We start from the raw sequence: 16,217 nt of genomic DNA on the forward strand, positions 1-16,217 counted from the left end.
TGTCAAAACCGTGTCCCGCAAATCAGGGTAAGCGGTAACGTGCTTCATAAAATGCACGCCAGTGCGAACCGGATTTCTTCGCCACTTTCTGTTCGAAATAGCGACGCAATTTGGCACGGTCTTCAGCATTGTCCTTGACAACAGTCCCAGCGATGCAATCGACGACATCTGCCGGGCTACCTTCGCGCTGTTCCAGAAACCAGGCACGTACGCCGACAGCATGGGCTACATTGACCGCCTCAGCCGTAGACATGACTGCGCTCAGCCTGTCCATTGCCGCCTCGCCACCAGTGGTCTTGCCATCTGGCGCACCGCGCAGGTCGCGGAAAGTGCTGACCAGTAATTCCAGTACCTGAGGCGGAATGGTGGTGGGTATGCCACTGCATGCCAGCAGGCGCGCCGCGCTGTCTGCCACCAGGTGAAGTTCATGTTCAAAATTCAGGATGGGGAACACGGTTTCAAAATCAAAACGGCGTTTCAGGGCCGCACTCATTTCATTGACGCCGCGGTCGCGTGTATTGGCGGTGGCAATGATATTGAAGCCTTCACGTGCATACAGCATGCCATCTTCACCAGTGAGTTCCGGCACGGCCATGACGCGGTCAGACAGCATGCCCAGCAGGCAATCCTGCACCTCCAGCGGGGCGCGCGTGATTTCTTCAAAACGCACGACCTTGCCTTGTAGCATGCCCAGGTAGAGCGGCGCTGGTACCAGTGCACGCGGCGACGGGCCTTCATTGATCAGCAGGGCATAATTCCAGCCGTACTTGATCTGGTCTTCGGTAATCGATGCACCACCCTGTATAGTCAGCGTTGATACGCCCGACAAGGCACAGGCCAATAATTCAGACAGCAGCGATTTGGCTGTGCCGGGCTCGCCCACGAGCATCAGGCCACGCCCTGTTGCCAGGCTGACCAGCATGCGTTCTATGCTGGCGACCGGGGCGACGATCTTGGCAGGTATGCCAAGTTCAGCATCACCCAAGATAAAGCTGCGTGCCGCCTTCATGCTGAGTGCCCAGCCGGGTGGCCTGACATCTGTGTCCTGCGCTTTTAATTGTTGCAACTGCTCTGCATACAGGATTTCTGCCGGTGGTCTTTGCAGACTCACTGCATCATCACTTTTGCCGGCTTTGGCAGTTTTTGTTTTTGCTGTTGTCATGAACGCAGGCGCTCCATATCACGTATCAATTCACTGGCGACGATGGCGTCGAGTGCGGAGAAATCTTTCAAATGATCATTAGACCCCCAGCGTGACACTGAACCCAGGGTAATTTCACCCAGGGTTTGCTCAGGGTATTCATCGACCATGCCGACGATGACGCCAGGTTCCAGCATCAGTTCTAGCGCATGGCAGGTATCGACCGGTTTATCAAAAGTCCAGATGCAGCCACCATCTTGTGCCGGGCCACGGCGCCAGCCTATATTGACCAGCCCCAGCACTTTGCCGGTTGGCACTTTCAGGTCTTTCCAGCGCAGCAGCTTGGTGGTCGCTTTTTCTTCTGCAGTCAGTGTATAGGTATCACGCCCCAGTTGTGCAAAGGGTTGCAGCAATTCATAATCAGCGAGCAACTGCCCGAATTCTGCCGCTTCCCTGGCGGGTAATTCCAGTGCGTGCGGCAAGCCGATCTTATATTGCGCGCCTGCTGGCAGTTCAAACGGGTCGTCTTGCGCGGTTGTGTAATCGCCATCTTCCGACACGCGGAAACATGACTGCAAGACACCGCCATAGCTGGCGATGGTGGTTTCCTGGTCTTCGCCTTCGCCGCTGGTTTCTTCCGGCATGACATACACACCCCAGACCAGGCGGCGCACCAGGTGACGTACCAGTGGATGTGTGGCGATAAACCGGGCGAACACATCCGCACTCCAGCGGCGGCGCACGCACATGGCCACTTCCAGACGCAATACCTGCTGACTGGCGATGGTACGCGCATCCTTCTTGAGCAGTTTAAAACGTTCTGTCGCTTCTTTCGCCAGCGTTTCATCATCGGTCTTTTTAGGTTTTGGCAAGTCTGGCAGGCGTGCACCTGCCTTGCCATCAAGCCATTCGCGCACATAGGGTTTCAGGCTTTCATCAAAACCAACCTTGTAGGCACGTGGACCAAAATCGAGCACCATGCTGCCCTGCTCATCAAGCCCCAGGTCAGGTGCAAGACGGTCTTCCAGTTCTTCCGGCGTCAGGCCGCGGGCTTCGGCAATGGCCGAGATTTTTTCCCTGGCCTTGTCCTGCAAACCCTTGAACTTGACCTTTTGTGCGATGCCGTTCAACAGCATGAGCGCGACGTCCGTACCAATGTTCGCCAAGACATCCAGGCCAGTCACGGCGCGGGCATGTGCGGCTTCGCCGGGCCAGGCGCGAATATACGGTGTCAGCAGGCGTGCGGTCTCGTCTGTGCCCAGCAAGCCCAGGCTGGTCAGTGACCAGCCATCCTTGGAAGGAGCACCGGCATTGATCCAGGCAGAAAAATTATCCCAGGCAAAATCAGCCAGACTTTGTGGTGTGCATGCTGCCTTGATTTGCGGCAGCCCCGCATAGATTTCTTCATTGGTCGGGAACATCATCATCGTTCCGATTGCATCCAGTGCGCCGTCTGGCAATGCCCTGCCATTATGGAGTACCGGTCTGTTCCAGCCGCTGGGTTGCCAGAAGTCTGGCAGGGCAGGGCGTTTGTTGGGATAGCGTTGCAGCGCGCTTTCACCGAGCATGGCATGCAATGCCGTGATGACTTCTGGTTGACCATAACGGCTTGCAACTTCATCAAGCAGTGTGGCGTGACCGTTGGATGCCAGCCAGCGCAGGGCTGAGGCCGCGCAATCACGTGCTTCGCTGGGCTTGCCCAGTGCGGTTGCAATCAGGCCACAGGCCGCATGTTCAGGGAAACGTTTCAACCACTGGCGACCAACACCACGCAGGGATTTCAGCTTGGCGAAGGCACGCGCCGCGATTGGTGCCAGTTCGGTCACCCCAAGGTTCAAGGCAATCGACAGGTTTTCAGTCGGGGCAGTATTTATTTTTGCCATCACGCCTGGTAAGGCAGGCAGACCCCAGTGGGCAGCCAGGTAATCAACGTTGCGGCATGATACTTCGCCAGCGATGGCGTTCCAGAAAGGGATGCCCAGTTCTGGCTGCATTTGCGCGACGGATCGTGCATCCAGCACGAAATAGTAATACCGTTCGCCTTTCTTCCTGGCCAGCATCATGCGCCAGATTTCGAGCAGACTTTGCAGGTTATTCGTCTTGATCGCCTCACGTACCTGTTTGCGTTCAGGCGACAGGACGTCGCGGCTGGTAAAGCCCAGTTCTTCAGCCATGATGTCGGGAGTTTTTGCTGCGGACTCGTAACGGCCACGGTACCAGGGGTGAATATCAAGCAAGGCAGTTTTTTTTGCCGCATCCCAGTTCTCGACCGCAGCCAGTGGCAAGGGCGGCAATTGCAAGCTTTGCGTCGCCTTCTTTTTGGCTTGCAGCCACGGTATATTTGCCAGCACTTCGGGCAGTTCTTCATTCGTGGCAATATCGGTAGGCCCTGCCAGCCGTGCCTGCAATTTGGCGATCAGGGCAATGCCTGCTGGTTCCAGCCAGGGTTGCAGATCGCTTGCCAATGTTGGTTGGGTACGCAAAAGCTGGATCAGAGTGGGCAGGAGCAGACTGTTGTCCTTGCTATTGCCACTTAATAGTTTGGCCAGTGCGGCCATGGCAGCAGCGGGCCAGCGGTCTACCGCGAGCATGAAACGGGCGAGTGCAGTCTTGGATGTACTGGCAACGCGGGCCAGCGCTTCCAGTGCTTCCGGCGTGCCTATGCGTGTCAGCGCTTCTCCGGCCTGCTCCTGATCCGCACCGGGCGTCAACCATAATGTGGCCTTGATACCTTGTTCCAGCAACACCGTGTTGACCATTTCTGTACGGCCCCAGAAATTGCTGTAGCCCTCAGTCTTTACTTTGCGTGCCATTGCAAGCGCAGCCGGCTCAATGGCCGTCAGTTGCAGCCAGTGCACGGTATCGGGCGTTTTCACACCTGCTGCGCATAAGCGATAGATTACTTCATGCGTTACCTCAGGTGTGTCAGGTAACAGCATTGCCAGAGCTGGCTGGCGCTCTGCTGCTATCTGGGGCAGGGCGGTGCGGATTTTTTCCAGGCAAATGTCGTAAATCTCTTGCGGTGCGACTGCCAGGTGTTTGCGCAGGCAGGCTTCGCCTTCGGTCATCGCACCGTAATAGGTATGCATGAGCGGACGCGTCACCGTATGGCTAAGGCGATTTTTGTTTTTGCCTTTGCGCACATATTCTTCGATCACCTCTATCTTCAGCGCTTCGAGCAAGACATCAACGGTGTAGGGCAAGCCATGTCGTGCTACCAGGTAATTGACAAATTGCACGCCAAATTCGCTCGTGTTATAGCCCTGCTGATTCAGGCATAACACCAGCAGGATGGCATCGGTTTTCAGTGTGCCTGTCAGTTTCGGGTTGCCCAGTGACTGCCAGGCGGTGTCGAAATCTTCCCGCAAGCTGACATCTGTGCCTGCAAAATCAGGGTCTTTGGCCGCCAGTATCTCCTGACGTAATTGCAGCCACGCGCGTTGCGGGTCAACCTGGTTGACTGGCTTGGGGAAGCGACGTGTCGCAAAACTGAGGCTGCGTATGTCCAGCCCTGTGCCAGAACCCAGGCGCAACGGTTCTCCGTTAGCCAGCCAGGGTGGGGTGTTGCCATCGCTGGCCTGCTGCGCCTGACCGCCAGCATGCTGGCTGACGACGGATGCCTGCCCCAGTTCAGTTGCAATGGCCTGTGCGTTGTTAGTCAGTGCAGAAGACCAGTGATGGATCATGCCCAGGCTCAGCAACTGTTTGTGGATCTGGTTGGCGGCGGCTTCATTGACGTTATGGAGACGGCGTATCTTTGCCACCGTCAGGCCGCCTTCTGGCAATACCAGCGTGGCTGCTGCAACCTGGACGCGTATTTCTTCAAAGCCGCGTTCTATCTGCTGATCAAGGGATTCTGCCGGTGTGGCAACTATTGTTGATTTTGCCTCGGCCTGTGTGGCTGGTTCGGCTGTTGCAGTGGAAGTTGTCGTTTCTTCTTTGGCAGTTTTTTTCGCAGCAGGTCTGGCTTCCGTTTCCTTGGCTGCTGTCGCACCTATGCTCGCTCCTGCTGCTGTAATGGTTTCCAGATAGCCCTTGCCGGTCTTTTCTGTGACCAGTTTTTGCATGGCCGTTGTCGCCTTGCCGGCATCAGCAAAATTCTTGGTCTGGCTCTGGCCAGCTGTACCTATGCGACCCCAGCGTATGTTGAGGTCAGTATCTGCCTGTTCAATTTCCCAGAACTTGGCTGATTTATCATCGGTAAATTCAAAACGACGCATGCTCTGCTTCCTTCATATCGACTGGTCAAAGAGGATGGCTGGTACGCAGAACCAGCCTTGCACCTGCACATAAGCTGACGTGACAACACCATGAATTTACCGCAGGGCGCGCAAAGTATGCCATACAGATATGGTGAAATCTAGACAAAAAACCAAGTCAAACAGCGTGTTTTTTACCTGAGAATAGCCCGTTTCAAGGCTGGTGCGGATACATAGCAGTTACCGGGGAAAACCAGTTTTTCATCATTACCAGACAAATTTCGGGGCTAAATCGGGGAAATCCCGCATACCAGATCGTTGAGCAGACAAAAACAGGCCAGCATGCCTCCTTCTATTTGGGAAATATTTGCTTACAAATTAACGTGCGGCGAGCCACGGTATTCATCGAAGCAATGTGACTGTGGTTTGTGTGATGCTTGCGGGTAGCTTGTCCGATATTGATGTAATCTTTAATTTGCAATTTATCCATCGTGCCGCATAATCTGGAAAAACCATGACAAATGTATCGTTCGCATATCAAGATACCGGCTGCAGATTGCAGCACAAATTGCAGCAGACAAGGGAGAAACAGTGAGCTTCAGTTTTTTAAAGCCCCAGCAGCATTCAGAGCGGCTGCAAAGATTGCTGGGCGTGTCCATTTTCATGACACTTAATCCGCGTGAATTGAGGATCATTGACGGCATGCTGCATGACCGCAGTTACCTGGCCAATGAAATAGTCTTCGATGAAGGTGAAGAAGGCCAGGCTCTGTATATTCCCTTGTCGGGCCGCATACGTATCAGCCGCACGGTTGGCGAAGAAACCGAAGTGATCGCAGAACTGGAGCCAGGCAGTTTTTTTGGCGACCTGGCCTTGCTTGACAATTCGCCGCGCAGTGCACAGGCCAGGGCGCTGGAAAATTCTGATGTGGCCGTATTTTTCCGTGCCGATTTCAGTTCCCTGCTCGAAACCAATGCCGTTATCGGCTACAAGATTTCGCTGGAGATGGCTCGCCTGAACAGCCGTCGCCTGCGCGACTGGATGGCCAATACAGCACGGGCAGTGGCATTGTGAACCAGCGTCAATCCGGCCCCATCGTCTGGCTGGGCGTCATCACGGCGACCTGCCTGTTGCTGTTTCTGCTGCAAAAGATTTTGTGGCTGGTCGTGCCCTTCCTGTTTGCCATGATCCTGTATTACATCCTGGTGCCGGCCATTGCACGCCTGGTCTTGCTGGGTATCGAACGTGATACGGCAGCCATGCTGGTGGGCGGGGTTTTCTTTATCCTGATAGCCGTTGCGCTCAGCTTTACCATCGCCACCTTTACGGCGCGCATGGCTTCATTGCAGGAACTGTTTGCCCATTACATCGAAGGCGGGGTGGTTTTTGTCAGCAATACCCTGCAATCACTGGAATACAATTTTGCAGTCTTGCACAAGGTCCATGCCAGGGCTTCTGTCGATGCCTGGATGGTCACCAATACCGATAACTTTGCCCAGCTTTATTTACCCGATATCCTGGTGTCCATCGCTGGTTTCCTGCCTTCGATTTTCCTGACACCTTTCCTGACTTTTTTCCTGCTGCGTGATGGCCGCAAGTTCAAGATCTTCCTCAGCCGTGCCGTACCAAATGCCTTCTTTGAAGAAAGCCTGTTTTTGCTGCATGAAGTCGATCAGACTGCCCGCCGCTATTTCCAGGGTTTGCTGAAGCTGACGGTGATTGATACGACCGTGCTGGCGCTTGGCCTGTGGGCAATAGGCATCGATTCACCGTTGCTGCTGGGCCTGATCTCAGCCATGCTGGCCTGGGTGCCATTCATCGGTTCTGTCATGGGCTGCTTGCTGGTGGTGATGGTGGCTGCTGCCGACGCGCCTGCCAATCCCTTGCTGGCCTACGGTGCAATTGGTGTATTCGTTGTTGTGCGTCTGCTCGATGATTTCGTCTTCATGCCGCTGATATTGGGCCGCAGCCTGCACATGCACCCGTTGATAGCCGTACTGATGATCTTTGTTGGTGGTGAACTGGCAGGCATCCCGGGCCTGATGCTGGTCATGCCACTGCTGGGAGTTGCGATGGTGATAGGTGATACCGTCGGTCATGTTGTCACCAACCAGCGTTTGCGGGCACGTCACAGGCATGCAAAAATCATCAGACAAAAACAGGCTAGCGCAGATTTGATCTGAGCAGCCTGTATGTATGAGTGTCTGCGTATCTGTGTGCTTGCGCCAGTCTGACAACTTAAGCAGCATGGTTTAAGCGTGGTAAGTCAGAAAATCGATACCGTTCTGTATTGCAGCGATGACCTGCACCTGGTTTTCCTGGCTTTCGGAAAAACTTGCCAGTACACCCGCTGACGTGATGTGGCCACTCGAGAGTTCGGCACGCCAGTAGTCAAGGCCAGCCTGATCGGGTGTCCTGTGCAAGACGTTTGCATACAATAATGTAATCAGCTTGTCAGCGCCGGGATTGATACCATACAAGCCCTGGAATTCTTTTGATTCGAAGAAGCCAGCTGCGACTGACGTCAGGCTGGTGCCCTTGTCCATTTCAGCAATCCAGTATCCCAGACCGGCAAGGTCTGGCTTGCGCGCAAATGCAGCTTGGTAAATGCGGTAAGCTTGACCTGCTATGCCATTGATATCGAGGGCGACAGATGCGTCTGAAAAATTCAGTCGTTCGACATTGCTCAGACTGTCTGTACCATTCGCGCCGCTGGCATCTTTCACGGTAAAGCCGCTGGCGTTCCTGGTGATCGTATAATTTGATCTGGCGTTGCCATACAGTGCGGTATCGAAACCTGCACCACCGTCAATACTGTCATTGCCTGCACCACCAACCAAGGTGTCGTTGCCTATGCCTCCCACCAATGTGTCGTATCCATCCATGCCATACAACAGACTGCCTTTGGGATTGGCAATCAGTACATCATCACCGCCACCACCGTAAGCATTCTGGATCACTGTATCCCTGGCGATAGTCAACGCGCTACCATTCAGGATGGATGCAGTGGCACCACTTAAATCAATCCGGTTGTCCAGGCTCAGCGCGGCGGCGTTGATGGTATCAATACCACCGTTCGGGTCGCTCAGCACAGCGCGCGTGGGATCTGTTTTCACCAGGTCAGGGAAGGCGCTGGTATAAATAAAGCTATGGTCATTGCTGGTAGTGTGGCCGATCAGGTCTATGCTCCAGCTATCAAATGTGCCGACGGACTGCGCTGCCAGGTCGCGCACATTCAGGGTCCAGGTGCCGCTGGCCGCTTCGCCCATATCAAGTACGGTATCGAAAGTGAAATGGACATTGTCCTGGCTGGATCCAAAGGCACTGAGGCTACCTTTGGAAGGGCGGTACATCAGGTAACTGGCTGTGCCCGTCGGTGAGTGCAGGGTGATTTCCAGGTCGCCGATAAAAGGGTGCGTAATATTGACAGTGACATCGACGCGTTCTACTGTCAGATTGCTGGAAACAACTATTGTGCTGTTGATGCCTGTCCTGTCATTGTCAGGTATGGACTGGGCCACAGTCTGGCTTGCGATCACTTCTTTGGTATTGGCGAAAGTCTGCGCGGGCGTGTTCCAGGTCTCTGCCAGTCTTACCGCGCCCAGTGCATCCACCTGACCAAAACCAGAAGATTGCGTGACCGATTCAAATCTCAATCCACCGCCATTCCAGTCTTTTGCACCATTGTTGGCCCATGCACTGGGGTCTCCGGTCTGGCGCGCAGTGTAGGCAAGAATATGCTGTACATCACGATAGCCTAGATTAGGATTCACTTCCAGCATCAAAGCGACGATGCCTGACACGATAGGTGCAGAAAATGAGGTGCCGTCAGAAAATGCAAAGTCAGTCAAGTTTTCACCGGCTGCACCACTACGGTCAGTGGTCATGATGCTGTTGAAATCCCGGTAACCTGCACCACCTGGTGCCGAAACCAGTATGGATGCGCCGGTCGTACTGAAATTTGAATCGCTGCCGAAGTAATCCGTTGAACCAACAGTGATGATGTAACGACTATTCTGGAAGTTATGCAGGTTGGTATCGTCGCCAACACTGTATGAGTTGCCGGCAGACTGCACGACTACAGTGCCGAGTCCGTGGCGGCCGACCGTTGCCAAATCCTTCAGCGCTTTAAATGCGGGTGCAAAATTGGGGTCATTTGCATTGTCGAGAAATGCCCAATTGGTGCTCTGCGCTAGCAAATTGCCATACCCCCAGGAATTATTCAGCACATCAAATGACTTCGCGTAGGTGAAAGCATTGACTGTTTCAGTCAGGTATTTCTGGCCATAAGCGGAAGACGTATAAATAGGGATTAACTGGGCATCGTAAGCGACGCCAACGATGCCCTTGTTATCACGTGCTGCACCGATGATGCCTGCTACCAGCGTACCGTGATTGTCCGTGCTGAGCACAGGTGAACCACCAGAGGTCAGGCTATAGGCATTCACGCCCAGCGCAATATTGTCATTCCTGGTCAGGTCACTGTTACTGGCATCAATGCCCTGATCAAAAATCGCGATCTTGACGCCTTTGCCTGTCGCATGGGCCCAGGCCAGTTCTGTCCTGGTGGTGAACAAATACCATTGGTACTGAAAATACGGGTCAGTAGGCAGATAGCCACTAGGACCATAGTCAGAACCAAATATCACACCCCAGGCATCGGCCTGGCGTGTCGTTTGCAATGTACCACTGGGATCATAATAATTGGCCTTGATCGTGGCACCAACCGCATTGCTCAGGTTGAGTTCAAATGCCAGGCCAGGTAGCAGATTGCTGCTTCCCAAAATGGGGACCTTGACTGTCGCAGTAGTGCTATTGGGTTGAAATGTGACAGTCTGATTCACCGCCGTATAGTCAACACCAGCTTGCGCAGTTTCACCGAGTGTCTTGGCGACTACAGTCACGGTATTTGGTACGGCAGATGACAAGGTCAGCGTGAACACCATTTCGCTGTTGCCGCTACTGTTACGGTTGATGTACTGATTGGTAACTTGAATGGACGGTGTTGACGTCTGTGTCGTTTGCAGGTCGCTGACCTGCAATTGGTAGGTGCCCGTGGTTCTTGACGAATTGGAGCTGATGTCAACATAGTAGGTGCCGCTGACAGTGGGTGTAAAAGTCATGCTGCCATTGGAAGAAACCGCCAGTGAAGCGCTGTCTTCCCTTGCATAGATTGCCATGTAAGGGTCGGACAAGCTGCCGCCTGCGCTGAATATCTTGTAGGTGTGGCCAGCCACTAGGTTCACCTTATGCCAGTCGGCATCACTCCAGCCTTCCAGCGTTCCAGATTTTGATTGCCCTACAGTCAGAACACTGGTGGTGGTGCTATTTGCCGGATAATCGTCGGCCAGATTGCTGGCGGCGGACATTGTATAAAAACCGGCTGTGCCCGTGCCTTCCACATCCCAGTAATAGGCATTGCTGGTTGTCGGTGTATAACTGATGGAATTATTGCTATTGCCATTTGCCAGCGCCGTGTACAGGATTTTCCCGGCACCGTCTCGCAAGACCAGGCTCAGATTGGCACCTGCGGAAAGAGAATTGAGCGTAACGGTGTAACGCACACCGGCCTGCATATCCATGCGATACCAATCCGTGTCAGTTGCCGTATCGATTTTTCCATAGACAATGCCACTGGCTTCCAAATAAGCAAATGTATCTGTTCCACCAGGTAAATCTCTATTCTGTTCGTACCAAGCCATGCGATTCTCTGATTCATGCAAGTTAAAGTCGGCGTTATTTTAACTGATAGCTTCTTGCTGTTACACTTTTGTAACATCTTTTTTGCGTCTTCATGAAATGTAAGGCAGAGTTGAATACCTCTTTATTTGTGGTGTACACATGAACAGGTCAGAAAATAAAAACGGGCAGCTCGCAGGCTGCCCATTTTATGACCATTGCATGAATTATGGCACCAGCATCTGCTTATTCTTTGCATGTGCCTCTACCTGCCTGGGTGCAAACCACCAGGGGCGGTGCTGGTTACTTGCCCACAGTTTCGCCATGTCATTCTGATGGCTCTGGAAATGTCTTTCGCTGACACCACCTGCCAGCGCGGCTTCGATTTTTTCATCGTCACCGAAATCCATAACGACTTGCATGGAAGCGAAGAAATTGATGTCATACGGCTTGTGGAAATCATAGACACCACGATTCAGTGTTTCGCCACTTCCCGCGCGTTCTACGGTAAAACCACCGAGTAATTCCTGCCCGCTGCCATTGCGGCGCAAGGGGCTGACAAAACGTACCGTATGGGCAGCGCCCCAGCGCCAGTTGGCCGGGTCTTTACCCTGTATGCTTTCAATGAAGGCACGGGCACGTGGTGCAGCGGCGCGTATCACATCGGCCAGGTTTTCGCGCTTGTCTTTGGTGCGGGTATCATCAAACCAGACCGAATCAGGTGTGGCCACCAGCGCGTCAAAGCGCTGCTGCCAGAAATACCAGGTTGCCAGCATATCCTTGGCGACATCCTCACCCAGTTTATCGGTAAAGGTGCCGATGACGGTTTCCCGGTACAGGGTCTGGTAAATCAGCGGTGCTGCCAGGTCGGCATTGTCATTGCCATCCCAGTTTTTCAATATGGCTGCCAGGTCTTTATTGGCAGAGTCAGTTTCCAGCGCTGCCACCATCACGGGCCGCAATATATCCGATTGCAGGTTGCGGTTGTCATGCATGAGTTTCCAGTGGGTTTCCACAGTCATTTTACGGGCTGAACCCAACACCTGGCCCATGCGCGCATAACGGTAATTGGGTGACACATAATTGGTGTAATACCATGGGAAATCCTGTGGTCGTGTGTCATTATTGGCTGTACCGACCCATGCGCGTTCGGGGTTGATCATGCCAGGCATGCGGTCTTTGGGGATGAAACCTGTCCAGTCGTCCGAACCATCTGCCGGTGGCAGGCGCGGGAAACCCCCATCCGCACCGGCCCGTATGGGAACGGCACCCGTGGCCCTGTGGCCAATGGTGCCCTGGTCGTCACCGAATACAAAATTGAACATCATCAGGTCTATCTTTTGTACCTGTTTGTCAAAGTCTTGCGCATTGGCTGCGGTCAGCAAGCCTTCTATGCCGGTTTGCGCGGCCAGCACCTCGGCATCGGTAGAACGTAATACCAGTACTTTATTGCCCTGCGGGCCCAGGCCAGGGTGATCAGTGACGACCGGGCCACGTTTGGTAAAGCGTATCTTCAGAGGCTGTTCTGTAAAACCACCGGCTGCACTCTTGTCCTTGACGCGTATGCTCTCATTGATGACGGTAAATGGCAGGCTTTTGCCGCCATCCATGTAATTATCTTTATTGGCAGGGTCTATGGTTTCTACATACAGATCCTGCACATCTCCATAGGCATTGGTCACACCAAAGGCGACGTGTCTGGTGCGCCCGACCAGTATGCCCGGCATGCCGGGCAGGGCGGCCCCTACCGCTTGTATATCGGGGGTGAACAAGCCTATCGGGTGCCAGGTCCCTGGCAAGATGCGGTTATCCAGATGCGGGTCATTCGCCACCATTGCCTTGCCTGATTGCGAACGTGATGGTCCTATCGCCCAGTTGTTGGAACCCAGGCCCTGATGGTTCAGGGTTTCTGGCGCAATATTCAAGTCTTTCCAGGCCAGGTTCAATTGCACAGCCTCGGCTTTTGCCGCTTCAGGAATGGCATTGGCGGTCTTGCCATTCTGCCAGTCGGGGTTAATCGTCAGCGGGAAGATTTCCTGCGCCTTTTCCAGGCCCAGTTTGTCTATCAGTTTTTGTGCCACCACCTCGGCCTTGAAATTGGTCGAATGCGTGTAATGGATATAGTGAATCAGGGCGATCAGGTCAGAGACCTGCCAGGCTTGCGGTACCAGCCCGACGGCTTTTAATTCTATCGGGTGTTCATCGGGGTAAGTCTGGATATAGGCATTGATACCATCAACGTAATACTGGAAAAATGCCCGGGTTTCTGGGCTTAGCTTTGCCGCGTGACGTTCACCGTTGCGACGTATGCCCAGCACCCGCATGCGTATGTCGCCGGGCAGGGTTTCTGCGCCCAGGCTGGCAGACAATTCACCGCGCCAGGTCGCGCGGAACAGCTCCATCTGCATGAGCCGGTTTTGTGCAACGACAAAGCCCTGAGCGCGCAAGAGATCAGGCGTGTTACTGGCAAAAATATAGGGTATACCCAATTCATCACGCAAGACCTTGACCGGCGCGCTCAGCCCCGCCAGTTTCATCTCGCCATCAATCTGTGGATGCGCGGCGCTATTTAATTTCAGATAGGCAGCAGTGCCACCGATGACTAGCAGCAATACGATACCTATGGCGCTACGCTTCAAGATTTTTCCCATGCCATCTCCGTGGAAGATTTTTATCTCGTTGTAATACTGTTTTTGGAATCCGTTAGCATCATTTCCCATGACTGCATTGCCGTCAAGTCCTAATCTCGCACCAGCCCGGCAGAATACATGGACGCAGCTTAAAGCCTGGTCTACACTCCAGGGTCAAGCCGATTTTTCAGAAAACCATGCCATGAACATCAGCCAGTTCGCCAAAGCCAGTCAGGTCAGCACAGATACGGTACGTTATTATGAAAAGCAGGGCATCATCAAAGCGCCCGCCAGGCAAAGTAATGGCTACCGCAGTTACACACTAACCGATGTTGAATTACTGCGTTTTGTGCGTGGCGCACAGGCGCTGGGTTTTAGTCTTGGCGAGATACAGGCGATCTTGCCGCGCCTCACAGCAGGCCAGTTTGGCCGCGCTGAAATCGAACAGCAACTGACAGAAAAAATGGCGCAGATTGATGAACATATGCGCCAGTTAAAGACCCTGAAAAAAGAATTGCAGGCCACCTTTGCCATGCTGACCTGCAAACCCGAGCAAGTGGTGACAACTGCACAAAGCACCGCCACCGATAGTGGCAGCGGTGCCGGTGCTGCTGTCGCACGCAAAAAATTCAAGATGCTGTCTGGCAAAAATTAAACCAGTTGCTCCTTGAAATCCCTGCCCACGAACACGCGCCTGGCGTTTCCCCTTTCTGTATCATGATGCTGCATGCGCCTCTCGGCCTTGCCGTCACGTTGTCTTGCCTCGTTGATTTCGTCAATTTTATTGCTGAGTAATTGCGCCGCCAGTTTTTTGTTCGCATGCTGGCTGCGCTCAGTTTGCACCTTGACTGAAATACCCGTGGCGATATGTGTCGCCCGGATGGCACTATCGGTTTTATTGACATGCTGACCACCAGGGCCGGAGGCGCGTGTGGCTTCATAGCGAATTTCACTGTCGGGCATAGTCGCGCCCGGTTTAAAAATCCGCCCTCCCAAAAACCAGTTCTTGCGTTTATGCGAAGGCCGGTAAGGGCTCTCGCATATCCACAACAAGCTACCTTCCCAAGCCTGTGCCAGTTGCATGGCTGCATGGGTATCTGTGACATGACTGAGTTCCAGCAAGACCGAGCGAAGACTTCCGGCATAAGGGCCATCAACCTGTTCCAAAATGCGGCACTCGACATGGTTTTTTGTGGCTTCTTTCAGCAGTCGTGCCAATGCCTTGGCCACTGCCAGGCAACATTCTGCCGGACCGGTATTGGCTGTGATTTGCAGGTATACCATCAGCAGCACTCCCCACGGGTCTTGTAGGTCAACAGCGGTTTGCTGCGGGCGATGACAGTGGCCAGGCCAGCACTGACCAGGCAGTCAAGAACGCTGTCCAGATTTTTATAGGCTTGTGGTGCCTCTTCATAAATCAGGGCCTTGTCTTCGCAGATGACACGGCTACCCAGGTCAGTACGGCTTAATTGTTCAGGCGTGGCCAGTTTGAACAACCTGTCCTTGCAGTCAGTACGCTGCCATTTGCGTCCTGCACCATGTGCCAGTGAATGCAGGCTGCTGGCAGCATTTTGAATATGGGGTTGCAGCAAGTAACTGTAGTCACCACGTGAACCGGGCAGCATCACCAGACCCTGATCGCTGGGGCTGGCACCTTTGCGATGCAGCCAGCAGCGTTGCCCGTCCACATCCAGCGGCGTCACCAGGTTATGGTGCACATCCAGGACCAGTTCGCCCTTGCAGCGCATACGACGCAATAGCCGCGCAACAATAAGCTTACGGTTCAGTGCTGCGTACATCAATGCTGCATCATGTTTGCGTAGATAATCAGCTGCTGCGTCTGTCTCGCTGGCCAGGCCCGCATGGCTGTAGGCATCGACATGCTGACGCAAAATAAATTGCCCGAGGCCACGTGAACCGCTATGCACCAGTAGCTGTACCTGTTTCTTTTGCAGACCTGCCGTTGTAAAAGCAGGAGTATCTTCTACGCTGTCAGTGATCTGCAACTCGGCAAAGTGATTGCCGCCACCTATCGTACCCAGCGAGCGTAGTTGCAACAGATCCAGCCCGGCATGTTGCAGGCAGGTGACCAGCGTCTGTTTTTCTGTTGTCAGTTCAGGATGTTGTGCCAGCAATTGCAGCCATTCATCATCATCCAGTGGCTGATCAAGATTGCCGATTTGTTTGTCCAGCTTATCCAACCTGACTTTGCTGATGGCCAGGTCAGTCTGGTACAGGCTCATGCCGCAACCGATATCATTGCCCACCAGTGCGGGGTAAAAATGGTTTTTCGACAGAAATGCTGCGCCAACAGGATAACCACGCCCGGGATGCAGGTCAGGCAAACCAACCACGCTGACCATATGTGTTAATTGTGCCGTTGTCTTGAGTTGCTCAATTGCAGCGTCTTCAAGCCACAAGCGATCTGAGGCGATCATCGATACGCGCTCAGACAATTGCTGAATAAAATTGCCCATGAAGGAATTCCAAAAAATAGTAACAAAGGAATTGGGCACTGGAACGTGATTTCACCACTAGCTTGTGCCAGTCAATGAAAGACGATTGATA

9 protein-coding genes are annotated in these 16,217 nt (G+C 53.5%); 3 read left to right on the forward strand and 6 right to left on the reverse strand.

Translation table 11 applies throughout. The features are described 5' to 3' along the window. Positions 1 to 22: 22 nt before the first annotated feature. The gene (locus ACO0LH_RS26330) at positions 23 to 1,162 is read right to left on the reverse strand and encodes an ATP-binding protein (RefSeq protein ID WP_422944120.1); all 1,140 of its coding nucleotides are present in this window, start codon (positions 1,160 to 1,162) and stop codon (positions 23 to 25) included. Further along, a complete protein-coding gene (locus ACO0LH_RS26335) occupies positions 1,159 to 5,361 on the reverse strand; it encodes a WGR and DUF4132 domain-containing protein (RefSeq protein WP_422944121.1) in 4,203 nt (1,400 codons plus the stop codon). Before ACO0LH_RS26335 ends, ACO0LH_RS26330 begins: the two co-directional genes overlap by 4 nt. A gap of 570 nt (positions 5,362 to 5,931) precedes the next feature. Here ACO0LH_RS26335 and ACO0LH_RS26340 point away from each other — a divergent pair. Continuing rightward, on the forward strand, positions 5,932 to 6,414 hold the full coding sequence (locus ACO0LH_RS26340; protein WP_422944122.1) for a cyclic nucleotide-binding domain-containing protein: 483 nt from the start codon (positions 5,932 to 5,934) through the stop codon (positions 6,412 to 6,414). Continuing rightward, positions 6,411 to 7,523, forward strand: coding sequence for an AI-2E family transporter (locus ACO0LH_RS26345; RefSeq protein WP_422944123.1), 1,113 nt, complete (start codon positions 6,411 to 6,413; stop codon positions 7,521 to 7,523). Before ACO0LH_RS26340 ends, ACO0LH_RS26345 begins: the two co-directional genes overlap by 4 nt. A 69-nt stretch (positions 7,524 to 7,592) precedes the next feature. Here ACO0LH_RS26345 and ACO0LH_RS26350 read toward each other — a convergent pair whose 3' ends face one another. Further along, positions 7,593 to 11,042: a S8 family serine peptidase gene (locus tag ACO0LH_RS26350; protein ID WP_422944124.1), complete on the reverse strand. Its 3,450-nt coding sequence runs from the start codon at positions 11,040 to 11,042 to the stop codon at positions 7,593 to 7,595. Positions 11,043 to 11,246: 204 nt separating this feature from the next. Further along, positions 11,247 to 13,670 carry a penicillin acylase family protein gene (locus ACO0LH_RS26355; RefSeq protein ID WP_422944125.1) on the reverse strand — a complete coding sequence of 808 codons (2,424 nt, stop codon included), beginning with the start codon at positions 13,668 to 13,670 and terminating at the stop codon, positions 11,247 to 11,249. Positions 13,671 to 13,737: 67 nt separating this feature from the next. On the opposite strand from ACO0LH_RS26355, the gene ACO0LH_RS26360 reads away from it, so the two are divergent. Then, complete coding sequence (locus ACO0LH_RS26360; RefSeq protein WP_422944126.1) at positions 13,738 to 14,304, forward strand: MerR family transcriptional regulator; 567 nt, start codon at positions 13,738 to 13,740, stop codon at positions 14,302 to 14,304. Here the strand turns inward: ACO0LH_RS26360 and prfH are convergent. Then, positions 14,301 to 14,933, reverse strand: a complete 633-nt coding sequence (prfH, locus tag ACO0LH_RS26365) for a peptide chain release factor H (protein WP_422944127.1) — start codon at positions 14,931 to 14,933, stop codon at positions 14,301 to 14,303. The genes ACO0LH_RS26360 and prfH overlap by 4 nt on opposite strands. Then, positions 14,933 to 16,126, reverse strand: coding sequence for an RNA ligase RtcB family protein (locus ACO0LH_RS26370; protein ID WP_422944128.1), 1,194 nt, complete (start codon positions 16,124 to 16,126; stop codon positions 14,933 to 14,935). The genes prfH and ACO0LH_RS26370 overlap by 1 nt, the downstream gene beginning before the upstream one ends. Positions 16,127 to 16,217 lie beyond the last annotated feature (91 nt).

The sequence above is a fragment of the Undibacterium sp. TJN19 genome, assembly GCF_049339485.1.
GTDB lineage: Bacteria > Pseudomonadota > Gammaproteobacteria > Burkholderiales > Burkholderiaceae_D > Undibacterium.